Origin of the sequence: Azospirillum tabaci, assembly GCF_014596085.1 — a bacterium.
Taxonomy (GTDB): domain Bacteria; phylum Pseudomonadota; class Alphaproteobacteria; order Azospirillales; family Azospirillaceae; genus Azospirillum; species Azospirillum tabaci.
In genome coordinates, this window is sequence record NZ_JACCJY010000024.1 from 17,442 (window position 1) to 39,029 (window position 21,588).

The 21,588-nt window shown below is 69.3% G+C and carries 18 protein-coding genes; 10 read left to right on the plus strand and 8 right to left on the minus strand.

Features of this window, described 5'->3' with window-relative positions; all coding sequences use genetic code 11:
• Nucleotides 1-25: 25 nt before the first annotated feature.
• Nucleotides 26-1,414 (minus strand): CmpA/NrtA family ABC transporter substrate-binding protein, encoded by a 1,389-nt coding sequence (locus H0B54_RS20385; protein WP_094305621.1) that lies wholly within the window; start codon nt 1,412-1,414, stop codon nt 26-28.
• A gap of 644 nt (nt 1,415-2,058) precedes the next feature.
• Between H0B54_RS20385 and nirB the strand changes: the two genes are divergently transcribed.
• The 4 genes from nirB to cobA all read left to right on the plus strand — a co-directional run bounded on the left by nirB (nt 2,059) and on the right by cobA (nt 8,612).
• The gene (nirB, locus tag H0B54_RS20390; protein WP_188261850.1) at nt 2,059-4,524 is read left to right on the plus strand and encodes a nitrite reductase large subunit NirB; all 2,466 of its coding nucleotides are present in this window, start codon (nt 2,059-2,061) and stop codon (nt 4,522-4,524) included.
• Nucleotides 4,525-4,530: 6 nt separating this feature from the next.
• Nucleotides 4,531-4,887 (plus strand): nitrite reductase small subunit NirD, encoded by a 357-nt coding sequence (gene nirD / locus H0B54_RS20395; protein WP_188261851.1) that lies wholly within the window; start codon nt 4,531-4,533, stop codon nt 4,885-4,887.
• Nucleotides 4,888-5,083: 196 nt separating this feature from the next.
• Nucleotides 5,084-7,690: a nitrate reductase gene (locus tag H0B54_RS20400; RefSeq protein ID WP_246472654.1), complete on the plus strand. Its 2,607-nt coding sequence runs from the start codon at nt 5,084-5,086 to the stop codon at nt 7,688-7,690.
• The gene (gene cobA, locus H0B54_RS20405) at nt 7,659-8,612 is read left to right on the plus strand and encodes a uroporphyrinogen-III C-methyltransferase (RefSeq protein WP_188261853.1); all 954 of its coding nucleotides are present in this window, start codon (nt 7,659-7,661) and stop codon (nt 8,610-8,612) included. Before H0B54_RS20400 ends, cobA begins: the two co-directional genes overlap by 32 nt.
• On the opposite strand, the gene H0B54_RS20410 is transcribed toward cobA, so the two are convergent.
• Nucleotides 8,535-9,326 (minus strand): C40 family peptidase, encoded by a 792-nt coding sequence (locus H0B54_RS20410; protein ID WP_188261854.1) that lies wholly within the window; start codon nt 9,324-9,326, stop codon nt 8,535-8,537. The two genes, cobA and H0B54_RS20410, sit on opposite strands and share 78 nt — an antisense overlap.
• Nucleotides 9,327-9,440: 114 nt before the next feature.
• Here H0B54_RS20410 and H0B54_RS20415 point away from each other — a divergent pair, with 114 nt between their 5' ends.
• On the plus strand, nt 9,441-10,067 hold the full coding sequence (locus tag H0B54_RS20415) for a hypothetical protein (RefSeq protein ID WP_188261855.1): 627 nt from the start codon (nt 9,441-9,443) through the stop codon (nt 10,065-10,067).
• Nucleotides 10,068-10,227: 160 nt separating this feature from the next.
• On the opposite strand, the gene H0B54_RS20420 is transcribed toward H0B54_RS20415, so the two are convergent.
• The gene (locus tag H0B54_RS20420) at nt 10,228-12,219 is read right to left on the minus strand and encodes a YgiQ family radical SAM protein (protein ID WP_425490066.1); all 1,992 of its coding nucleotides are present in this window, start codon (nt 12,217-12,219) and stop codon (nt 10,228-10,230) included.
• Nucleotides 12,220-12,622: 403 nt separating this feature from the next.
• Between H0B54_RS20420 and H0B54_RS20425 the strand changes: the two genes are divergently transcribed.
• The gene (locus H0B54_RS20425) at nt 12,623-12,808 is read left to right on the plus strand and encodes a hypothetical protein (RefSeq protein WP_188261857.1); all 186 of its coding nucleotides are present in this window, start codon (nt 12,623-12,625) and stop codon (nt 12,806-12,808) included.
• Nucleotides 12,809-12,870: 62 nt separating this feature from the next.
• On the plus strand, nt 12,871-13,059 hold the full coding sequence (locus H0B54_RS20430) for a hypothetical protein (protein WP_094305612.1): 189 nt from the start codon (nt 12,871-12,873) through the stop codon (nt 13,057-13,059).
• Between the two features lie 46 nt (nt 13,060-13,105).
• Here the strand turns inward: H0B54_RS20430 and H0B54_RS20435 are convergent, their stop codons facing one another.
• On the minus strand, nt 13,106-14,836 hold the full coding sequence (locus H0B54_RS20435; RefSeq protein WP_188261858.1) for a hypothetical protein: 1,731 nt from the start codon (nt 14,834-14,836) through the stop codon (nt 13,106-13,108).
• Between the two features lie 640 nt (nt 14,837-15,476).
• On the opposite strand from H0B54_RS20435, the gene H0B54_RS20440 reads away from it, so the two are divergent.
• The 3 genes from H0B54_RS20440 (at nt 15,477) to H0B54_RS20450 (ending at nt 16,760) form a co-directional block, all read left to right on the plus strand.
• Entirely contained in the window at nt 15,477-16,028 is a 552-nt protein-coding gene (locus tag H0B54_RS20440; protein WP_188261859.1) for a YcbK family protein, read from the plus strand.
• A 166-nt stretch (nt 16,029-16,194) separates the two neighbouring features.
• Nucleotides 16,195-16,485 carry a hypothetical protein gene (locus tag H0B54_RS20445; protein WP_246472644.1) on the plus strand — a complete coding sequence of 97 codons (291 nt, stop codon included), beginning with the start codon at nt 16,195-16,197 and terminating at the stop codon, nt 16,483-16,485.
• A gap of 50 nt (nt 16,486-16,535) precedes the next feature.
• Nucleotides 16,536-16,760: a hypothetical protein gene (locus tag H0B54_RS20450; RefSeq protein ID WP_246472645.1), complete on the plus strand. Its 225-nt coding sequence runs from the start codon at nt 16,536-16,538 to the stop codon at nt 16,758-16,760.
• Nucleotides 16,761-16,848: 88 nt separating this feature from the next.
• Here H0B54_RS20450 and H0B54_RS20455 read toward each other — a convergent pair whose 3' ends face one another.
• From H0B54_RS20455 to H0B54_RS20470, 4 genes are all read right to left on the minus strand, one after another.
• Nucleotides 16,849-17,058 (minus strand): hypothetical protein, encoded by a 210-nt coding sequence (locus H0B54_RS20455; protein ID WP_094305637.1) that lies wholly within the window; start codon nt 17,056-17,058, stop codon nt 16,849-16,851.
• 151 nt (nt 17,059-17,209) lie between these two features.
• A complete protein-coding gene (gene uvrC / locus H0B54_RS20460; RefSeq protein WP_188261860.1) occupies nt 17,210-19,069 on the minus strand; it encodes an excinuclease ABC subunit UvrC in 1,860 nt (619 codons plus the stop codon).
• Nucleotides 19,070-19,169: 100 nt separating this feature from the next.
• Nucleotides 19,170-20,294, minus strand: a complete 1,125-nt coding sequence (locus H0B54_RS20465; RefSeq protein ID WP_137141549.1) for a LacI family DNA-binding transcriptional regulator — start codon at nt 20,292-20,294, stop codon at nt 19,170-19,172.
• A gap of 87 nt (nt 20,295-20,381) precedes the next feature.
• Entirely contained in the window at nt 20,382-21,317 is a 936-nt protein-coding gene (locus tag H0B54_RS20470) for a LysR substrate-binding domain-containing protein (protein WP_188261861.1), read from the minus strand.
• Nucleotides 21,318-21,588: the final 271 nt, after the last annotated feature.

A 21,588-nucleotide genomic window follows, 5' to 3' on the forward strand; every position in this document is an offset into this window, starting at 1 on the left:
CGCAGGTCATCCGGGGAAAAAGCGCTCAACCGCCGACCAGTTGGCCGCCCTGCACCGCCTGCCCGCCCTTCAGGCCGATGGGCAGCTTCGTCAGGTAGTCGTTGGGCTTGCGGCCGTCGTAGGCGATGCCGTCGATGAAGCCCTCGTCCAGCGGCTTGTAGCCGTCGCTGGCCCAGGGGAAATCGGCCTCCTTGGCCTTGCCCTCCTCCACCAGCAGCCGCGCGGCCTTCAGGTAGATGTCCGGCTTGTAGACCTTGCGGGCGGTCTCGTCGTACCAGCTGTCCGGCTTGGCCTCGGCGATCTGGCCCCAGCGGCGCATCTGCGTCAGGTACCAGACGGCGTCGGAGTAGAAGGGATAGGTTGCGTTGTAGCGGAAGAAGACGTTGAAGTCGGGAACCGCCCGCTTGTCGCCCTTCTCATACTCGAAGGTGCCGGTCATCGAGTTGGCGATGACCTTGGCGTCCGCCCCCACATACTCCGACTTCGCCAGGATCTTCACCGCCTCGGCGCGGTTGGCGTTGCCGTTTTCGTCCAGCCACATGGCGGCGCGGATCAGCGCCTTGACCAGCGCCAGATGGGTCTTGGGGTTCTTGGCGGCCCAGCCCTCGGTGACGCCGAAGACCTTCTCCGGGTTGTTCTTCCAGATCTCGGTGTCGGTGATGACCGGCACGCCGATGCCCTTCATCACCGCCTGCTGGTTCCACGGCTCGCCGACGCTGTAGCCGAAGATGGTCCCGGCCTCCAGAGTCGCCGGCATCTGCGGCGGCGGGGTGACCGACAGCAGGGCGTCGGCCTGGATCTGGCCCGACACGTCGTTGGGCGCGTAGTAGCCGGGGTTGATGCCGCCGGCGGCCAGCCAGTAGCGAAGCTCGTAATTGTGGGTGGAGACGGGGAAGACCATGCCCATGGTGAAGGGCTTGCCCTCCGCCCGGTACTGGGCGATGACCGGCTTCAGCGCGTCGGCCTTGATCGGGTGCAGCGGCTTGCCGTCCGGCCCCTTCGGCAGGTTGGGCTTCATCCGCTCCCACACTTCGTTGGACAGGGTGATGCCGTTGCCGTTGAGGTCCATCGAGAAGGCGGTAACGACGTTGGCCTGGGTGCCGAAGCCGATGGTGGCGCCCAGCGGCTGGCCGGCCAGCATGTGGGCGCCGTCCAGCTCCCCGGAGATCACGCGGTCGAGCAGCACCTTCCAGTTGGCCTGCGGCTCCAGCGTCACCGACAGGCCCTCGTCCTCGAAGAAGCCCTTCTCCGCGGCGATGGCGAGCGGGGCCATGTCGGTCAGCTTGATGAAGCCCAGCTTGAGCTGGTCTTTCTCCACGTCGAGCGGGGCGGCCTGGGCGGACCCGAGCGTCAGCGCCAGCGTGGCGGCGGCGGACAGCAGGGCGGTGCGCGGGGAGGTGGGAAGTCGGATCACGTCGGTCGCTCCATCTCTCGTTCCGGAACCCCGCGGCACGCCCGACCTCGATCCAACGCCCCACCGGCGACGCGCCGTTGAGGGCTCTCCAGCCATGAAGGGCTGTCGAACCGGGTCAGCGACGGTGCCGAGGGGCCCAACCTTGGGCGTATGGGATGGACGCACCGCCGTTGGCGCGTCCCGCCGTTCCTCTCGCAAGGACCATGCCAAAGGCTGAATGACCCTCTGAAACGGGCCAAAGGTCTTTGTTTCTGCGGCTTTGACGCGAATTGCCTATTGTTTGTGCTAGTACCTTGGTGGTGACGCATTGCACAATTTGTCGGCTTTCGGACCGCTTTTTGTTCGAAGCAGGACAAAAGAGCGTGTTTCGGTCTCGGCATTCCCGCCACGCGCCAGCGGGGGCGGGGCCGTGCAAACGGCGGAAATCCGCCATTCTGGCCCCTTTCTCATACCTTAGTGCCAGTGTTGGCACGCGGCTTGCCAGAAGGACGGGCAGATCAGGGCCAGGGCAACGGCGCCATGGCCGGTTCGACGGCGAACCACCCGGACAACGGCGTCCGAAACCCTGGGAATCCCGCGGGAGTCCCCAGGGCTTCGGGCGCTTTTTCTTTTCGGCCTCGCGGCCTCGCAAGAGGGCACACAGCATGAGCACGCACACCAATCCATCCACTCCGCGCGAACGGCTGGTCGTCGTCGGCAACGGCATGGCCGGCATCCGCACGCTGGAGGAGCTGCTGGCCAAGGCGCCGGACCGCTACGACATCACCGTCTTCGGCGCCGAGCCGCACCCCAACTACAACCGCATCATGCTCTCCCCCGTGCTGGCCGGGGAGAAGACCTTCGAGCAGATCGTGCTGAACGGGCGCGACTGGTATGAGGCCAACGGAATCAAGCTGTTGACCGGCGACCGGGTGGAGGTGATCGACCGCGCGCACCGCACCGTCACGGCGATGTCCGGCCTGACCGTTCCCTACGACAGGCTGCTGATCGCCACCGGCTCCACCCCCGTCATCATCCCGGTTCCCGGCTCCACCCTGCCCGGCGTCGTCGGTTTCCGCGACCTCGCCGATGTCGACACGATGCTGGAGGCGGCGGCCAAGGGCGGGCGCGCCGTGGTCATCGGCGGCGGCCTGCTCGGGCTGGAGGCGGCCAACGGCCTGAAGGTCAAGGGCATGGACGTCACGGTCCTGCACCTGATGGACACGCTGATGGAACGGCAGCTCGACCGCTCCGCCGGGGCGCTGCTGCGGCACGAGCTGGAGCGTCGCGGCATCACCGTGTTGACCGGCGCCGACACTGCTGAAATCGTGGGCAACGAGTGCGTTTCGGCGGTTCGCCTGAAAAATGGGCAGGAGCTTCCCGCCGATCTGGTCGTCATGGCGGTGGGCATCCGCCCGAACATGGCACTCGGCAAGGCGGCGGGGCTGGCCTGCGGGCGCGGCATCCAGGTGGACGACGCCATGACCACCTCCGACCCGGCGATCCTGTCGGTCGGCGAGTGCGTGGAGCATCGCGGCCAGACCTACGGCCTCGTCGCCCCGCTGTTCGAGATGGCCAAGGTCGCCGCCGCCCGGCTGGCCGGGAGCAGCGAGGCCATTTACACCGGCTCCGTCACCTCGACCAAGCTGAAGGTGACGGGGGTGGACGTCTTCTCGGCGGGCGACTTCACCGGCGGCAAGGATTGCGAGGACATCGTGTTCCGCGACGCCGCCCGCGGTGTCTACAAGCGCGTGGTGGTCAAGGAGAACCGCATCCTCGGCGCCGTGCTCTACGGCGACACCAAGGACGGCGGCTGGTACTTCCAGATGCTGAAGGACGGGACCGAGGTGGCGCCGGTCCGCGACACGCTGATCTTCGGCCAGAGCTTTGGAGGCGAGGGGGCGGCAAACCCTAAGGCCGCCGTTGCGGCGCTCCCCGACAGTGCGGAGATTTGCGGCTGCAACGGCGTGTGCAAGGGCACCATCGTCACGGCGATCACCGAGAAGGGCCTGTCCAACCTGGACGAGGTGCGGGCTCATACCAAAGCCTCGGCCTCCTGCGGAAGCTGCACCGGTCAGGTGGAGCAGCTCCTCGCCCTGACGCTGGGCGACGGCTACGCGGGCGAGGCGAAGGCCAAGCCGATGTGCAAATGCACCGACCGCACCCACGACGAGGTGCGCCGGGCCATCACCGCGCTGACCCTGAAATCCATCCCCGACGTGATGCAGCGGCTGGAATGGCGCACGCCCGACGGCTGCCACCATTGCCGCCCGGCGCTGAATTACTACCTGCTCTGCGAATGGCCGGGCGAATACAAGGACGACAGCCGGTCCCGCTACATCAACGAGCGCGTCCACGCCAACATCCAGAAGGACGGCACCTACTCCGTCGTCCCGCGCATGTGGGGCGGGCTGACCAGCGCCAAGGAACTACGGGCCATCGCCGACGTGGTGGACAAGTTCGCCATCCCCACGGTGAAGGTCACCGGCGGCCAACGCATCGACCTGTTCGGCGTGAAGAAGGAGGACCTGCCCGCGGTGTGGGCGGACCTCAACGCCGCCGGCATGGTGTCCGGCCACGCCTACGCCAAGGGGCTGCGCACGGTGAAGACCTGCGTCGGGTCGGAATGGTGCCGCTTCGGCACGCAGGACAGCACCGGCCTCGGCGTCAAGCTGGAGCGGATGACCTGGGGCACCTGGACCCCGCACAAGGTGAAGCTGGCCGTCTCCGGCTGCCCGCGCAATTGCGCGGAGGCCACCATCAAGGACCTGGGCGTCGTCTGCGTGGACAGCGGCTACGAGCTGCATGTCGGCGGCAACGGCGGCATGCATGTCCGGGCCTGCGACCTGCTGGTGAAGGTGGAGACCGAGGCGGAGGTGCTGGAATACACCGGCGCCTACATGCAGCTCTACCGCGAGGAGGCCCGCTATCTGGAGCGCACCGCCCCGTGGCTGGAGCGCGTCGGGCTGGACCACATCAAGCGCCGGCTGGTCGACGACGCGGAAGGCCGCGCGGCCCTCAACGCCCGCTTCCTCTTCTCCCAGAGCTTTTCGCAGGACGATCCCTGGGCCGAGCGGGCCAACGGGTCGGTGGACCGTCATGAATTCGCGCCGCTCGCTCAGGTGGGGTAACGACAGATGGATCAGAGCATTTCCTGGATCACCGTCGGCTCGGTCGAGGACATCCCCCGCCAGGGGTCCCGTGTGGTGCGGACCGACTTCGGCGACATCGCCCTGTTCCGCACCGTGACGGACGAGGTCTACGCGCTGGAGGACCGCTGCCCGCACGCCGGTGGCCCGTTGTCGCAGGGCATCGTCCACGGGGCGCGGGTGACCTGCCCGCTGCACAGCTGGGTGATCGACCTTGCCAGCGGCGAAGCGGTCGGCCCCGACGAGGGCTGCGCCGGCCACTGCCCGGTGCGGGTGGTGGACGGCGCGGTGCAGCTCGGGCTGGCGGCCTTCCGTCCGGGACGTGGAGGGTGCGGCCATGGGTGACGCTGAAAGCCCCTCTCCCCCTCCTTCTTCCCCCTCTCCCCCCCGGGGAGAGGGTTGGGGTGAGGGGGGTGCGCATTTGCCGGACGCACCACCACGTGCAACCCCCTCACCCTCCCCTCTCCCCAGAGGGGAGAGGGAATTTGGGAAGGGAACGGTCCGCACCACCTGCCCCTATTGCGGTGTCGGCTGCGGCGTTCTGGCCTCCGTCGCCGCCGACGGCACCGTGACCATCTCCGGCGACCCCGATCACCCGGCCAACCGGGGGAAGCTTTGCTCCAAGGGCACGAACCTGCCCGACACGCTGGGCCTCGGCGAGCGGCTGCTCCACCCGCAGGTGGACGGGCGGCGCGTCGCCTGGGACGAGGCGATCGCGGAAGTCGCAACGCGCCTGTCCGACACCATCGCGAAGTACGGGCCGGACTCGGTCGCCTTCTATGTCTCCGGCCAGTTGCTGACCGAGGACTATTACGCCGTCAACAAGCTGGCGAAGGGTTTCCTCGGCACCGCCAACATCGACACCAATTCGCGCCTCTGCATGGCCTCCAGCGTGGCGGGCCACAAGCGCGGCTTCGGCGCCGACGCGGTGCCGGTGACCTACGAGGACATCGACGAGGCCGATCTGGTCCTGCTGGTCGGCTCCAACCTCGCCTGGTGCCACCCGATCCTGAACCAGCGGCTGCAGGCGGCCAAGCACACGCGCGGCACCCGCATCGTCGTTATCGACCCGCGCCGCACCGCCGCGGTGGACGGGGCCGACCGGCATCTGCCCATCCGGCCCGGCACCGACGCCCTGCTGTTCAACGGTCTGCTCGTCCATCTCGCCGACAACGGCCTGCTCGACGCCCGTTTCGTCGCCGAGCACACCGCCGGTCTGGCGAAGGCGCTGGATGCCGCCCGCGCCGACGCGCCCTCCCCCGCCCATGTCGCCGCCCGCTGCGGTCTGCCGCTGGCCGACATCGAGGCCTTCTACGCTGAAGTCGCAACGGTCCGCCGCACCGTCACCGTCTATTCCCAGGGGGTGAACCAATCCTCGCAGGGGACGGACACCGTCAACGCCATCCTGAACGTCCATTTCCTGACCGGGCGGATCGGCGCGCCGGGGATGGGGCCCTTCTCCGTCACCGGCCAGCCCAACGCCATGGGCGGGCGCGAGGTCGGCGGGCTCGCCAACCAGCTCGCCGCGCATATGGGGTTCGAGCCGGAGTCGGTGGACCGGCTGCGCCGCTTCTGGAACGCGCCGCGCGTGGCGGACAAGCCCGGCCTGAAGGCGGTGGACCTGTTCCGCGCCGTGGAGGCGGGCACGGTACGCGCCGTCTGGGTGATGGCGACCAACCCGGCGGTCAGCATGCCCGACGCCGCCCGCGTCCGCCGCGCGCTGGCAAACTGCGAAACCGTCATCGTCTCCGACTGCATCGCCGACACCGACACGGTACGGCTGGCCCACATCCGCCTGCCCGCCGCCGGCTGGAGCGAGAAGGACGGCACCGTCACCAACTCCGACCGCACCATCTCCCGCCAGCGCGCCTTCCGTCCCCTGACCGGCGAGGCGCGGCCCGACTGGTGGATCGTCACCCAGGTCGCCCGCGCCATGGGCTTCGCCGACGCCTTCCCCTTCGAGACGCCCGCCGACCTTTTCCGCGAGCACGCCGCCCTCTCCGCCTTCGAGAACGACGGCACGCGCGCCTTCGACATCGGCGGCCTCGCCGGGCTGTCCGACGCTGAATTTGAAACGCTCGCTCCCGCCCCCTGGCCGCGGCGGGTCGGCGAGGGTCCGACGCGCCGTCTCTACACCGGCGGGCGCTTCTTCACCGAAGACGGGCGGGCGCGTTTCGTCCCGGTCATCTCCCGTCCCCTGCCCCGCAGCGTGGAGCCGGGTTCGCTGATCTTGAACACCGGCCGCCTGCGCGACCAGTGGCACACCATGACGCGCACCGGCCTGTCGCCGCGCCTCTCATCCCACGCGCCGGAGCCCTGCCTGGACCTCCACCCGCAGGACGCGGCGGCGCGCGGCCTGACCGATGGCGCCCTGGTCAGTCTCTCCAGCCCTATCGGCACGGCGCTGGCCCGCCTGCGCGTGACCGAGGCACAGCGGGCGGGGGAGGCCTTCCTGCCCATGCATTGGACCGATCGCTTCACCGCCTCCTGCGTCGTCGGGCGGCTGGTGGACGACATGGCCGTGGATCCCGTGTCCGGCCAGCCCGACCTGAAGCGGATGCCGGTCACGGTCACCCCCTACCGCGCCGCCTGGACCGGCTTCCTGATCGCCCGCGAGCCGGTGGAGCCCGCCCATGGCGGCTACTGGTCGCGCCGCGCCGTCCCCGGCGGCCACCTGATCGAGCTGGCCGGCGAGGGCGCCCTGCCCGCCCCGGAGGCGCTGGCGTTCGGCTTCGCCGGGGCGACCGTCGATTACAGCGACGCGGCCCGCGGCGTGCTGCGCCGCGCCTGGGTGACCCACGACCGGCTGGAAGCCTGCCTGTTCCTGTCCACCTCCGGCGGCTTGCCAGTAAATAATTTGCCGGGCCGCGCTTGGCTGGTCGACCTGCTGTCGGCGGAGGCGTTGGACGGTGCCGCCCGCCGCGCTCTGCTCTCCGGCCGGTCGCCGGTTCCCACGGCCGACGAAGGGCGGACGGTCTGTTCCTGCTTCGGCGTCGGCGTCAACCGCCTGATCGCCGCCATCCGGAGCCAACGTTTGACCACGGTCCAGGAGGTCGGAACGGCCCTGCGGGCCGGGACCAACTGCGGCTCCTGCATCCCCGAACTCAAGGAGATCCTTGCCGATGCCCAGCGCAGCCATGTGGCTTGACGGTCTTGTCTCGCGGTCCGGGGACAAGCGTTTCAACTTCATCGTCGCCTTGCGCGCCGCGCTGGGCTCCGCGCTGCGCCCACGCACGACCCGCCGCGTCGCCCGCGCCATCCCGGAGGCGGGCAAGCGGACGCCCCACGTCACTCTGGTCGGCGCCGGGCCGGGGGATCCCGACCTGCTGACCGTCGCGGCGGCGCGGGCCATTTCTCAGGCCGAGGTGATCCTCTACGACCACCTCGTCGGGCCGGGCATCCTCGCCTTGGCGCCGCCGGGGGCGGAGTTGATCTGCGTCGGCAAGCGGTCGGGCCAGCATTCCCATTCGCAGGAGGCCATCAACGCGCTGATCGCGGCGCAGGCCCGCAGCGGGCGGCGCACCGTCCGGCTGAAGGGCGGCGACCCGATGATCTTCGGCCGGGCCGGCGAGGAGATCGAGCATCTGGAGCGTGTCGGAATCAGCGTGTCGGTCATCCCCGGTATCACCGCGGCGCTCGGCTGCGCCTCCAGCGCCGGGCTGTCGCTGACCAAACGCGGCGTGTCGCGCGCCGTCACCTTCGTCACCGCCCACGCCCGCGAGGGCGACGCGACCGAGCCGGATTGGGCGCGGCTGGCCGACCCGAAGGGCACGCTGGCGATCTACATGGGCCGCGAGGCCGCCCGGCGTGTCGGGCGCGGCCTGACCGCGGGCGGGCTGTCCCCCGACACGCCGGTGTTGGCGGTGGAGAACGGCTGCCGCCCCGACGAACGCCACCACCGCACGACGCTGGGCGCCATGGCCGAACGGGGCGTGGCGGCGGGCGACGGGCCAACTCTGCTCCTGATCGGATGGGCGCTGGAGGCCCGGGTGCTAGAAGACGGGGCGGCGCACGCCGGTGATGCCCTCCGCGCGGGCGGCCACGTCGGCCAGGGGTTCGGTCACGACTGACATGGTGAAGACGGTGGCGTGCAGCAGCGTGGCGCCGTCCAGCATGATGCCGACATGGCCGGGGAAGAACACGATGTCGCCGCGGCGATAGTCCATCCCCCGCCCGTCGGTGGACAGCATCGGCCCCAGCCGGTCGTCGTTGCGCTGCATCCCGCTGCTGTGGTGGGTGGTGATCCCCGCCGCGCGCAGCGCCACCTGGACGAGCCCGGAACAGTCGATGCCGAAGGCGCTCCGCCCGCCCCAGACATAGGGCGTCTCCAGGAAGCGCAGCGCCGTCTCGACCGGAACGCGGTTCAGCGGCACGGTCACCGGCTCCAGCAGCTTGCCGAAGGTCCACAGCCCGTTGTCCAGCCGGACCCAGCCCCCTGGACACTGAGTGTCGGCTTGCTCCGCCACCCTGACGAGGCTGCCGAAGCTCAGCGCCGCCACCGGCACCGCCTTGTGGGTGGGTGCCGGGTGCAGGTTCACCACCCGTCCGGACACGCGGTGGGTCGGGGCGACCGGCTCCGCGGTCTCCGTGCCGGGGGGAAGCCAGCCGACATGGCCGTCGGTGCGGTTTTCCACCTTCACCCAGTCGCCATCCCGGTCGAGCGGCGTACATGTTTCACCGAACAGCATCTCGCTGGTTTGCGGGACGCCGTGCCTCGGCTGTTCCAGAAGAACGGCCTGCGGGGCGGCGAGGCGTCGGATCGGGGTGGTCTGTGCATCGGTCATGCCGGTCACGCTAGAGCCCGCCCCGCCGGAATGCAAGCCAGAGGACCGTTCCGAACAATCCTCCGGGAGATGGGGATTTGCTATGGATTTGACGCTTTTCGACAGGAGAGTGCGATGGGCAACCGTGTGAGGCGTCTGGGGCTCGCGGCGGCGACTGGGGCATGTCTGCTGGCTGGTGCGGCCGCCGCCCAGACGGCCCCCGAGACGGCGACCGAAGGTCCCCTGCGGCTCGTGCCGAAGTCCATTCCCTCTCCTGCGGTGGAGCAGCCCCCTGCCCCGCCGATCCCTGTTCCACCGCAGCCGTCCTCGGCGGCCACGGTGGTCCGGCCGGGTCAGCCCGCGGCCAACCCTGCGTCCATCCCGCAGCCGGCCCCGAGCGCTGACCCGGCCCAATCCCATCCGCCCACGCCGCGCCCCCAACCGACCGACGGGATCGCCGCGGTGCGCGCCTTCTATGATGCCTTGGGGCAGGCCGACGCCGCGCGGGCCAACACCTACGTCATTCCCGAAAAGCGGGGCAGCGGAGCCTACGACATTGCGTCGATGACCCGCTTCTACGGCAACATGAGCGTTCCCGTCCGCCTGCTGGCCGCGGAGCCCATCGGCCGGGACACCGTGCGCGTGCGCTACCATTATGTCTATGTGAACGGCCGCGTCTGCGACGGCGCCGCCGAGGTCGCGCTGGCCGAGCGCGACGGGCTGGCGCTGATCGAACGGATCAAGGCGCTCAACGGCTGCTGAGCCTCAATCCCCTCTCCCGCCCCGGGAGAGGGTGCCCGCGAAAGCGGGCGGGTGAGGGTCGTGCGAGAATCGAGGCGCTGGTCTTTGCCGGTACCCTCACCCTTCCCACGCTGGCGCGTGGGCCCCTTCCCTCTCCCGGGGCGGGAGAGGGGGTGAATGGCTACTTTGCCCGTCCCGTCGGCTTGCCGGCCTTGGCCGGCGCCCGGCGGCCCTTGCCGGCCTGCTGGGTGTAGAAGGTCTTGCCCGGCTTCGGCCTATCCGCCTTGGGCTTGTCCGCCTTGCCCACACCCCCCGTCGTCTGCCAAGCGGGCACGAGCTGATGCTCGCCCGGTCCGATCAGGTCGCTGCGGCCCATCGCCTTCAGCGCGTCGCGCAGCACCGGCCAGTTCTCCGGGTCGTGGTAGCGCAGGAAGGCCTTGTGCAGGCGGCGCTGCTTCAGCCCCTTGGCGGAGAACACCGTTTCCGAGCCCTCGCGGCGGATCGGGCGCAGCGGGTTGCGGTCGCTGTGGTACATCGCCGTGGCGAGCGCCATGGGGGAGGGCAGGTAGGTCTGCACCTGATCGGCCTTGAAGCCGTTCCGCTTCAGCCACAGGGCGAGGTTCATCATGTCCTCGTCGCTGGTGCCGGGGTGGGCGGCGATGAAGTAGGGGATCAGGTAGAGCTTCTTCCCCGCCGCCTTGGCCGCCTTCTCGAACATCTCCTTGAAGCGGTCGTAGGTGCCGATGCCCGGCTTCATCATCTTGGACAGCGGGCCGGGCTCGGTGTGCTCCGGTGCGATCTTCAGGTAACCGCCGACATGGTGCGTCACCAGCTCCTTCACATACTCCGGGCTGCGGACGGCGAGATCGTAGCGCAGGCCCGAGGCGATGTTGATCTTCTTCACGCCGGGGATGGCGCGGGCCTTGCGGTAGAGCTGGATCAGGTCGCTGTGGTCGGTGTTCAGGTTCTTGCAGATGTCCGGGAAGACGCAGGACGGGCGGCGGCAGACCTTTTCGATCTCCGGGTCCTTGCAGGCCATGCGGTACATGTTGGCGGTCGGCCCGCCCATGTCGGAGATGACGCCGGTGAAGCCCTTCACCTTGTCGCGGATCTCCTCGATCTCCTTGAGGATCGACCCCTCCGACCGGCTCTGGATGATGCGCCCCTCATGCTCGGTGATCGAGCAGAAGGAACAGCCGCCGAAGCAGCCGCGCATGATGTTCACCGAGAAGCGGATCATCTCCCAGGCCGGGATGCGCGCGTCGCCGTAGGACGGGTGGGGCGCGCGGGCGTAGGGCAGGCCGTAGACCCCGTCCATCTCCGCCGTGGTCAGCGGGATCGGCGGCGTGGTCAGCCAGACCTCGCGGTCGCCGTGCCGCTGCACCAGAGCGCGGGCGTTGCCGGGGTTGCTCTCCTGGTGCAGCACGCGCGACGCGTGGGCGTAGAGCACCTTGTCGGCGCTGACCTGCTCGAAGGAGGGCAGGCGGACCACGGTGCGGTCGGCCCCGGCGGCGCGCGGAGCGGCGGGGGTCAGCTCGTCGATGCTGCTGCTGTCGATGACGGTCCAGCCGTCCGGCACGCGGCTGCGGACGATGGAGGTGCCGCGGACGTCGTCGATCTCCCGCGCCTTCTCCCCGGCGGCGATGCGGTGGGCGACGTCGATGATCGCGCGTTCCGCGTTGCCGTAGCACAGGATGTCGGCCTTGGAGTCCACGAGGATGGAGCGGCGGACCTTCTCGCTCCAATGATCGTACTGGGCGATGCGGCGGAGGCTCGCCTCGATGCCGCCGAGCACGATGGGCACGTCCTTGTAGGCTTCGCGGCAGCGCTGGCTGTAGACGATCACCGCGCGATCGGGCCGCTTGCCGCCCTCGTCGTTCGGGGTGTAGCTGTCGTTGTGACGCAGGCGGCGGTCCGAGGTGTAGTGGTTCACCATCGAATCCATATTGCCGCCGGTCACCCCGAAGAAGAGGTTCGGCTTGCCCAGCGCCTTGAACGGCTCCGCGCTGCTCCAGTCCGGCTGGGCGATGATGCCGACGCGGAAGCCCTGCGCTTCCAGCAGCCGCCCGATGATCGCCATGCCGAAGCTGGGATGGTCCACGTAGGCGTCGCCCGTCACCACAACGATGTCGCAGGAATCCCAGCCCAGACGGTCCATCTCCGCCCGCGTCATCGGCAGGAAGGGCGCCGGGCGCCGGGCCTCCGTCCGGTGCCGGGGGAGGGAGAAGATGTCCCGCGCCGCCGGAACGAGGGCGGCGGTGGGCGTGGGTTCGTTGAGCATGACGCTCTCCGTTCGGGCCGCCGGTGCGCGGTGCGCTGCCGGGGCGGGGTGCTTGATGGTCGGGTGCCGGTTTCATACCGGCAATGTCCGGCATGGTCCACCGCGCGAGTCCCTACGGAAGTGCCGCGGCGCGGTCAAGGATTGCCTGACCGTCGGGGTCAACTTTATACGCGTTTATGACGCCGTGATGTGTGCAGCCGGGGCGTCCGCGGCAAGGGGGCTTCCGCAACAGGTCTCCCGAGACCCTGTTGGGAGGGACGGAAGCGCAAGCCTTTCCCATCGACAGGAGGTCATTATGAGCACCGACAAGCGTCACGGCGACCAGCGCGACGAACCGCTCGACATCAAGAACACCCGCGCCGACCCCGCGATCGACGAGGAAAAGATGGGGTTTCAGAACATCGAAGGGCCGGGCGCCGAGAGCAGAAAGGATAAGGCACCAAGCGCGGACGACTCTCCGGACAGCGCACCCCGGCCGTAACGCGGACCCCGCAGGCGCTGCGGACGTTGTTCGCTGGAACCACAACAGACCGGAGGTTTGCCATGGCGGAAGAGAAGACACCCGACAGCCCTGCCGACGCGGGGCCGGGCAAGGACTCCCCGTTGGAGGACAAGAGCAAGACGCCCGGCGATGGGACGCTGCAGGACGCCGTTCCCGCCGGAACGACGTCGGACGAGCTGCGGCGGCGAGCGGAAGAGGATGACGGTTCCGTCCAGCCGGGCACCGGCTGAGCCCTGAAAGCCATCGTCGATGTCATCATACGACGTCGTATGAGAGCTACCGGGTGACGCTCTCGCTCGCGGGCGCGGCCAATCCGACCATGGCATAGCTGCTGCGGATGGCCGCGTCCAGCGTCGGGGGCAGGGGTTGGATGCGCTGCTCCCGCGCTGCGCGGCGGGCGAAATCGGGGTCAGCCGCTAGCGCCCGCGTGGCGGCGGCCTTGGCCTCGTCCATCCGGCCCATCTGCACGAAGGCGACGGCCAGGGCGGCCTGGGCCGGCGCGGCGGCGGTCACCTCGAACTCCAGCTTCGTGCTGTCCGGATGCCCATGGCGCTGGAGGGCGAGGCTGTAGGCGGGCAGAAGCCGTTCCCGTTGCGCGGGATCGCGCTCCATCGCCTGTTCCAGCAGGGGCAGGCCTTTCGCGGACTGCCCGGCTTCGACATGCCACAGGCCGAGGTCACCCAGCACATGGGCGTTTCCGGGTGATGCCTGCAGCGCGCGTTGCCCGGCGGCGAAGCAGGGGGTGTACTGCCCGCGCAGGCAATAGGCGGTGTAAAGCGCCGTCAATGGGCGCAGCGAGGCCGGTTCCAGCTCCGTGGCGCGCAGGGCGGCGGCCAGGGCATCGTTCAAGGCGTCGTCGTTCCGTTCCGCCCGATAGGCGTCTGACTGAAGCAGGGACAGCGCCGACCAGAGGCGGGCGGCCTCCCCGGTGCTGGTGGTCAGAACGCTGGCCGCGGAGGTCAAGCAACCTCTCAAGGCGGACCGCTCGGCTGGCGGGACCTCATGCCGGCCGGAGGCGAGGAAGGCGCATTCTCGCGGCGACAGGCTGGCGGTCGGTTTGGCACGCAGACGAGCGGCGGCAACCGGCAGGAGGGGGCCTTGCGCAGCGGTGAGGGGATCGATGATGCCAGCCGCCAAACTTTGCGGCATTGGCATGCCCTCCGGTCCGGACGGCCGGTCCAGGCTGGTGGACCAGAGCACCGTCCCGGTGGCGAGGTCGGTCAAGTGCACGACCAGACGCACGGCCGCGTCGTGCCCTTGAAGGCTTCCCGACAGGCGAAGACCCTGATGGGGCAGGGTGGCGGTCTGCGGCGGATCGATCCTCACCGGCAGGTCGATCCGGTTGGCGAGGCCGCCAGCGATCTCGTCGGTCAGCATGGCGGCGAGAGCGCCGTCCTCCACCGACTGGCCGGTGGTCCGGAAGGGGCCGACAACGATGCTCATCGGTGCGTCGACCGCCGAGGATAAGGCAGCGGACAGAGGCGGCGTCGGCTCCGTCCCCCTCGGCTCCGCGCCGGCCACGACCGGGTGGGGGCCGAGTGCCAATGCCTCTTCCACGTCAAGCGGTGTGGCGAGGTTCCGACCGATCATCAGGCCCGTCAACCCGACCGCGATCAGCACCATGGCGGCCAAGCCGGCGATGCGCAGGGAAACGGGGCGCCGGGATGTCTCCGTCGCCGGAACGGTGAGAGGGTTGGGCAGGTCGGGGGATGGCGCGTCGCTCAACCGTTCGAAGCGGGGAGCGTAACCGCCCTTCGGCACGACGATGCGGATCGGGTCGTTGCGGCCCGCGGTCAGATAGTAGTGTTCCAGGCTGCGACGCAGCCGCCCGGCCTCCAGCCGCACGATGGGATCGGACTGCGGGTCGAAACTCGGCTCCCGGTTGAAGACGCTGACGGCGATGCAGTAGGCCTTGATTTGCTGCGCCCGCCCCTCCAGGCACTCCTCGACCACATAGCGCAGGAAGCGGCGATTCCGGTCCGACGCGTCGAAGTGATCGCTTGCCAAAATCCGCTCAAGCTGAGTCCGGACAGCACGATCATTCAATAACCTCTCCTGCGCGGGCGGCGTTTCCTCGGTCATTCGTGACATCTCCCGAAAGTTGAGAAAGACGATGTGCGATCCTTCTCAAAAGGGGTGGGTCGATGTGTTGGCGGCATTCTTCCATCGGGAAAAACTGATGTCCATCGGCCCTGTGCTTTTAGGCTGGATCATATTCCCGAAGTCCGTTGGCTTCTCTGTTCGTTGGAGTAAGCCGCCCATCCAAAGGCTGGGGATGCCCGACCGAAAGCGGTGAGGACCACCTCCGCCGAACGGGGCGTAAACTACCGTATGCTACCTGCCACGGCGGAACGGTCGGCGGCTTGACCGGTTTTCCCGCCGCCGGACAGGGGACTCGACAGGGGAGGACCCGAACAATGGCTGAAGGTCCTTCCCGTCCCCGCGGCACGCCCGGCTCACCGACGCGCATCCCCCGCCGTCGATAAGGCGTGCCGACATTTCCCGGTTTTCCCTGTTCTCGGCTTCGGTAACGCAACGCACCGGTGGTTCCATGTCTTTTTTGTCGTCGTCCTTTTTGTCTTCGCTGAAGGATCCGTCCCGCCACTGTCCGCCTCATCCCCTTCACACATCTCCTCAGAAATCACGAATGCACCAACCCGCCGCAGCCGCGCTGACGCGCCGCGGCATCTTCGGACTGGGGGCCGCGGTGGCGGTCGGCGTCTGCAACAGCCGCAGTGCCGCAGCGTGGGAACCGGCGCCGGAGCGCAGCTTGCGGATTTACAATTGCCTGACAGGGGAGAGCTTCGACGGCGTCTACTGGGCGGAAGGACGCCCGGTGGTGGAGGCGATGGCCCGCATCGACTGGGTCCTGCGCGACCATCGCAGCGACGATTGCCACCGCATCGATCTCGCCCTGCTGAACCGCCTGTCGGAGATGCAGGAGAAGATGGACAGCCAGCATCCGTTCGAAGTGCTGTCGGCCTTCCGGTCCCAGGAAACCAACCGCCGCGTGAAGGGGGCGGCGACGGGCAGCCTGCATTTGCAGGGACGGGCGGTCGATTTGCGCCTGCAGGGGCGGCGCGCCGTGGACCTCTACCGCTGCGCCCTCTCCTTCGGCGACGGCGGGGCGGGCTGCTACGCCAAGCGCAACTTCGTCCATGTGGACACCGGGCCGACGCGGCGCTGGATGGGAGCTTGAGCGTGGAGGCGCGGAATCGGGACTTTTCGTCGCAGAACCTTTTGCCAGGGGACATCGGGCGAAGGGCATTACGCCGATGGATGGATTGTGCGCAGGACGGAGGAAGCGCACGATAGCCCGAAAAAGAAGGCCATACGATCAGGCCAACGCTCTTTGGGAGGAGCCCATGCGAACCCCAACCGACCTTGCGGACCCCCGTGGCCGCAGTTTATCGGCGGGTCGTCACCCGCTGACCGATCTCTCCCTTGCCGACCCGGCCCGGATCGCCCAGGCCCGTACGCTGGCGGGCTGGATCGCCGTGATCGCCGAAGACCGCGGTCTGGACGAGCGGGGCGTTGCCGCGGCGACCGGCCTGGGCATCGAGGATGTCCGGGCGGTTCTCGACGGCACCGTGTTCATGATGCCCGTGAGCACGCTCGATCGCGCGTTGCGCCGCCTGGAAGGCCGCCCGCACTGAGCAGCCGCGAACCACGCCTCTCCCTCCGCCCACCGGCACAGGAGGACCGCATGACCCACCACGTCCGCAAACGGAGCAGCGCCATGGACCGCACGGAGAAACGCGACGCCATCACCCGCATCCGCCACGCCGCCGAACAGCAGGGGCTGGACGCCGGCGATCTGGCCCGGATGACGGGGCTGGCGCCGGGGCACGCCCGCGCGATCCTGTCCGGCTTCGGCTCGACGGTTCCGCGTGCCGCGCTGGACCGCACCGTCACCGTTCTGCCCGAGTGACAGCATGATCGTGACAGCACGCTGAAATGGAAACGGCGGCGCATCGGGTGCGCCGCCGTTGTTCCTGAACCTTGCGGAGTGCCGCGGTTCAGGCGACCGAGAGCACGTCCAGATAGACGTTCGCCGGCTCGGTCAGGTGAATCCGGTACAGCATACCCATCTGGTCCACGATGATGCTGGCGACGGGGTTCTTGGCCGCCATGTCGGTGACCGCGGCGCGCACGTTGCGCGGCAGGCTGTCGAGTTCGACGTCGCGGTAGCCGTTCTTGTCGGAGAACTTGATGATCTTCTGGCCCATGGTCAGGCGCCCTGCGTGCATGCTCTGTTTGTGGTGGGCGGACCATGACCCCACCGGGTTAAGGAAGCACTAACCAAAAATCGCGCGAACGCAGGACTGATGAGCGGCGGCTGCATCGGTGTCCTTGGAATAATTCGGCCGCGTTCGTCCCCTATCCATGAAAATGCTCGAACACCCGCCTGGCCAGCGCCGCGCTGATGCCGGGTGTGGCCTCCAGATCCTTCAGCCCGGCCGAGGCCACCGCGGTGGAACTGCCGAAATGGTGCAGCAGGGCCTTCTTGCGCGACGGGCCGACGCCGGGGATGCCATCGATGCGGGTGTGGTCCATCGCCTTCAGGCGGCGGGTGCGGTGGGCGTCGATGGCCGTCCGGTGGGCCTCGTCGCGCAGCCGTTGCAGGAAGTACAGAACCGGGTCGTTGGGCTCCAGGCGAAAAGGTTCGCGGTCCGGCAGGAAGAAGCGCTCGCGCCCGGCGTCGCGGTCCGGCCCCTTGGCGATGGCGGCCAGCGGCACGCCCGCGATGCCCAGCCCGTCCAGGACCGCGCGGGCGGTGTTCAACTGGCCGAGCCCGCCGTCGATCAGCACCAGATCGGGCCACTGGCCGCCGCTGCGCTGCGGGTCCTCGCGCAGCGCGCGCCCGAAGCGGCGGGTCAGCACCTCGCGCAGCATGGCGTAGTCGTCGCCGGCCGCGGCGGGGTCCTTGATGTGGAAGCGGCGGCATGCGTTGCGCTGGATGCCCTCCGGCCCGGCGACCACCATCGCGCCGACCGGGAAGGCACCCTGGATGTGCGAGTTGTCGTAGATTTCGATACGGGCCGGTGATTTCGGAAGGCCGAAGACGCGCGCCACCCCGGCCAGCAGCTTGCCCTGGGCGGAGCGTTCGGCCATGCGCCGCCCGTGCGCCTCGCGCGCGTTGGTCAGGGCGTGTTCGACGACGCGGCGCTTGGGGCCGCGCTGGGGAACCTCCACCTCCACCCGCCGCCCGGCGGCCAGCGTCAGCGCCTCGGCCAGCAGGGCGCGCTCCGGGATGGCGTGGCTGAGCAGCAGGTGGCGGGGCGGCGGCGTGCCTTCGTAGAGCTGGGCGGCGAAGGCGGCCAGGATCGCGGCCGGCTCCTCCTCTCCGTCGTGCCGGGGGAAGAAGGCGCGGGTGCCCTGGTTGCGCCCGCCGCGGAAGAAGAAGGCCTGGACGCAGGCGGTCCCGCCCTCGGCATGGACGGCCAGCACGTCGGCGTCCTCCAGCACGCCTTCCAGATTGATGTCCTGACGGCTCTGCAGGGCGGTCAGGGCGCGGATGCGGTCGCGCCAGCGGGCGGCGTCCTCGTAGGCCAGCCGGTCGGAGCAGTCCATCATGTGGCGGGCGAACTCCGCCTGGACGGCGGCGCTGCGCCCGGACAGCACGTCGCGCACGCCCTGCATCTGCGCGGCGTAGTCCTCCGCCGAGACGCGGCCGACGCAGGGGGCGGAGCAGCGTTTGATCTGGTGCTGGAGGCAGGGCCGCGTGCGTGCGGTGAAGGTGGCGTCGTCGCAGTTGCGCAGCAGGAAGGCGCGCTGCAACGCCCCGATGGTCATGCCGACGAGGGCGGGGGAGGCGTAGGGGCCGAACAGGTCGCGCTTCTTCCCATGGCGGTCGGCGCTGCCGCGATGATGCATCAGACGCGGGAACTCGTGCCCTTGGCCCAGCGCGATGTAGGAGAAGGACCGGTCGTCCTTCACCAGCACGTTGAAGGGGGGCAGCAGGCGGCGGATGAGGTTCGCCTCCAGCAGGAGGGCCTCCGCCTCGGTGTGGGTGGTGACGAACTCCATGGAGCGGGTCAGCGCCACCATGCGGCGGGTGCGGTTGGGCAGCCCGTCCGTCCGGGTGTAGCTGGCCACCCGGCGTTTCAAGTTCTTCGCCTTGCCGACATACAGGATGCGTCCGTCCGCCCCGATCATCCGATAGACGCCGGGCGTGTCCGGCAGCGTCGGCAGGGTGGCGCGGATCACCGCGGCTCCATCTACAGCCAAGCCGGCCATGCTCCCTAACCCGGTGTGTTAACCACGATGGAGCGGAAGGAAGCAGGGGAACGAACCATGGACAAGGGACAATCGTCAGCCCTGTCCTTCAGGGCAGGATTCACCCCGCTCTTTGCCGCTCCACGCCCGCATCGGCGTCGGGACGGGTGCTGTCGCGGACGACCAGTTCGCAATCCAGCCCATGGTGCGGCTGGGCCACCGTGGTGCCGTTCAGCCGGGCCAGGATCTGGCCGGCGGCCAGCTCCCCGATCTCGCGCTGCGGCGGGCGGACGGTGGACAGCGGCGGCAGGCAGGCGGCGCTGAAGGTCAGGTCGCCGAAGCCGATCACCGCCAGATCGTCGGGCACGCTCAGCCCGCGCCGGTTCGCCTCGAACAGCACGCCCAGCGCCATGGCGTCGTTGGAGCAGACCACCCCGTCGATGTCGGGATGCAGGGCGAACACCTCGTCGATCAGCCAGATGCCGACGGGGGTGGAGGCGGTGTCCGGAGCGGTGAAGGCGATCGGCTCGTGCAGGCCGCGGCGGCGCACCTCGTCCTCATAGCCGTCGGTGCGGCTGCGCACGCGCATGTCCTGATGCACGGCGGCGCCGATGTAGGCGACTTTGCGGCTGCCCTGGTCGTAGAGGTGGCTGGCCTGCCGCCGCCCCACCTCGAAATGGGAGAAGCCGACCGTCATGTCCACCGCCGGGGTCTGGGCGGAGGGGATGTCCCACATCTCCACCACCGGCACGCCGGAGGAGCGCAGCATGGCGCGCGTCCGCTCGGTGTGGTGCAGGCCGGTGACCACCACCGCGGCGGGCGACCAGGCGAGGAAGGCGCGGATCAGTTCCTCCTCCCGCTCCGGATCGAACTCGCTGACGCCCAGAAGCGTCTGGTAATGGGCGGTCTGGAAGGCGCTTTGCAGCGTGTTGTAGGTTTCCGCGAAGAAGGAGTTGGTGATGGAGGGCAGGATCACTCCCACCGTCCGGCTCTTCGCCGCGGCAAGGCTGCCCGCCACGAGGTTGGGCACGTAGCCGAGCTGGTCGATCACCGTCCGCACGCGGGTCGCCAGCTCCTCCGACACCGCCTCCGGCTTGCGCAGATAGAGCGAGACGGTGCTGGGCGACACGCCGGCGGCGTTGGCCACGTCCGTCATGGTCAGCCGCTGGGTGGCGCGGCGGGTTTTCTTACGAATGGGCTTGGCGGGCTTCGGCGGGATCGGCTTGGCGGGCGGCTGTGCGGTCATTCTCGTCCTTCCCTGCGGCGAACCCCGCCGCGCGGCGTGGCGGCATCATAGCACGCCGTTGGAAAAGCGGGGGAAAAGCGGGAACGGTCAGGGCGCGGCATTCGGTTCCGCTCCGGCCATTTCCGTATCCGCCAGGGCGGCGCGCGCCTGCTCCGCGAAGAAGTCGATGAAGACGCGGATCTTCGCGGGCAGCAGGTTGCGGTGGGGGTAGAGCACGGCGAGCGTCACCGGCTCCGGCGGGCAGTGCGGCAGGACGACGCGCAAGGCCCCGCGGCGCAGATGGTCGGCCACCTCCCACAGCGGCTTCAGCACGATTCCTTCCCCGGCCAGCGCCCAGCCGGTCAGCACGTCGCCATCGTCGGCGTCGAACTGGCCGGACACCGGCAGGGTCATCGGGCCTTGCGGGGAGTTCAGCGTCCACTGGAACTGCTGCGAGCCGGGAAAGCGAAGCAGCAGGCAATGGTGGGACAGCAGGTCCTCCGGCCGGGCCGGCACGCCCCGCCGCTCCAGATAGGCGGGGGCGGCGCAGAGCACGCGCGGCAGGTCGGCGATCTTGCGCGCGACGAAGCTGGAATCCTTCAGCGGCGCCATGCGGATGGCGACGTCGGTCGCCTCGCGCAGCAGGTCCAGCAGATGGTCGGACAGGCGCAGCCGCAAATCCACCTGGGGGTAGGCGGCGTGGAAGCGCGGCACCATCGGGGCCAGGATGCGCCGCCCGAAGCCCAGCGGCGCCGTCACCCGCAGGCTGCCCACCGGCGCCCCGCCGATGGCGCCGACGCTGCTCTCCGCCCGCTCGGCCGCCTCCAGCACCTCCAGACAATGCTCGAAGAAGACCTTTCCGGCCTCGGTGAACTGCACCTGCCGGGTGGTGCGGTTGAGCAGGCGGGCGTTCAGATGCTCCTCCAGGCTTTGCAGCCGGTGGCTGACCACGGCGGGCGACAGGCGCAGGCTGCGCCCGGCCGCGGACAGGCTGCCCAGCTCCACCACCCGCACGAACACCCGCATGTTCTCCAGCAGCGCCACGCCCAGCCCTTTTCAAGAATTCCTTCTCCCCCCTGGGGAGAAGGTCAGGATGAGGGGGCGGCCGTAAGGCCGACCACGCCGGCCCCATGCAGTGCATTGGACGCCCTGGCGGGCGCCCCCTCACCCTAACCCTCTCCCCAGGGGGGCGAGGGGATAAGAGGAGGAATCCTCCCACCTTTCCGTTTTTTTTGAAAGTGCTGGCGCACGCATCCGCTTCCCCGCTGCGCTGCGGCAACCGTAGAGTTCAGGGTGAGGATCACCGAACGGAAGA

What these genes read in the sequence shown, in the direction of transcription:
- nirB (WP_188261850.1), top strand. Translation starts at nt 2,059, where the DNA reads ATGAGCACGCACACCAATCCATCCACTCCGCGCGAACGGCTGGTCGTC.
- nirD (WP_188261851.1), top strand. Translation starts at nt 4,531, where the DNA reads ATGGATCAGAGCATTTCCTGGATCACCGTCGGCTCGGTCGAGGACATC.
- H0B54_RS20410 (WP_188261854.1), bottom strand. Translation starts at nt 9,326, where the DNA reads ATGACCGATGCACAGACCACCCCGATCCGACGCCTCGCCGCCCCGCAG.
- H0B54_RS20415 (WP_188261855.1), top strand. Translation starts at nt 9,441, where the DNA reads ATGGGCAACCGTGTGAGGCGTCTGGGGCTCGCGGCGGCGACTGGGGCA.
- H0B54_RS20420 (WP_425490066.1), bottom strand. Translation starts at nt 12,219, where the DNA reads ATGACGCGGGCGGAGATGGACCGTCTGGGCTGGGATTCCTGCGACATC.
- H0B54_RS20425 (WP_188261857.1), top strand. Translation starts at nt 12,623, where the DNA reads ATGAGCACCGACAAGCGTCACGGCGACCAGCGCGACGAACCGCTCGAC.
- H0B54_RS20430 (WP_094305612.1), top strand. Translation starts at nt 12,871, where the DNA reads ATGGCGGAAGAGAAGACACCCGACAGCCCTGCCGACGCGGGGCCGGGC.
- H0B54_RS20440 (WP_188261859.1), top strand. Translation starts at nt 15,477, where the DNA reads ATGCACCAACCCGCCGCAGCCGCGCTGACGCGCCGCGGCATCTTCGGA.
- H0B54_RS20445 (WP_246472644.1), top strand. Translation starts at nt 16,195, where the DNA reads ATGCGAACCCCAACCGACCTTGCGGACCCCCGTGGCCGCAGTTTATCG.
- H0B54_RS20450 (WP_246472645.1), top strand. Translation starts at nt 16,536, where the DNA reads ATGACCCACCACGTCCGCAAACGGAGCAGCGCCATGGACCGCACGGAG.
- H0B54_RS20455 (WP_094305637.1), bottom strand. Translation starts at nt 17,058, where the DNA reads ATGGGCCAGAAGATCATCAAGTTCTCCGACAAGAACGGCTACCGCGAC.
- uvrC (WP_188261860.1), bottom strand. Translation starts at nt 19,069, where the DNA reads ATGGCCGGCTTGGCTGTAGATGGAGCCGCGGTGATCCGCGCCACCCTG.
- H0B54_RS20465 (WP_137141549.1), bottom strand. Translation starts at nt 20,294, where the DNA reads ATGACCGCACAGCCGCCCGCCAAGCCGATCCCGCCGAAGCCCGCCAAG.